Origin of the sequence: Paenibacillus sp. J45TS6, assembly GCF_018403285.1 — a bacterium.
Taxonomy (GTDB): Bacteria; Bacillota; Bacilli; order Paenibacillales; family Paenibacillaceae; genus Paenibacillus.
Map to the genome: position 1 here is coordinate 1 of NZ_BOSJ01000092.1, position 305 is coordinate 305.

2 rRNA genes are annotated in these 305 nt (G+C 49.8%); both read left to right on the forward strand.

Annotation, left to right across the window (positions count from 1 at the left end):
* Nucleotides 1-86 (forward strand): 16S ribosomal RNA (locus tag KJS58_RS25140); the annotation flags it as partial.
* A gap of 142 nt (nucleotides 87-228) precedes the next feature.
* Nucleotides 229-305, forward strand: a 5S ribosomal RNA gene (gene rrf, locus KJS58_RS25145); the annotation flags it as partial.

The window sequence follows — 305 nt, forward strand, 5'->3', positions numbered from 1 at the left end:
GCCAGCCGTCGAAGGTGGGGTAGATGATTGGGGTGAAGTCGTAACAAGGTAGCCGTATCGGAAGGTGCGGCTGGATCACCTCCTTTCTATGGAGAATCGTTTCCTGAAACGGAAACATTCAAATATATGGAAGCTAAGCTTCCGAGCACACTCACTCGTTGTTCAGTTTTGAGAGAGCAAGACTCTTTCAACTTATACACTATATGATTGAATGGCTTCAATCATGCGTTTGGTGGCGATAGCGGAGGGGTTCCACACGTACCCATCCCGAACACGACCGTTAAGCCCTCCAGCGCCGATGGTAC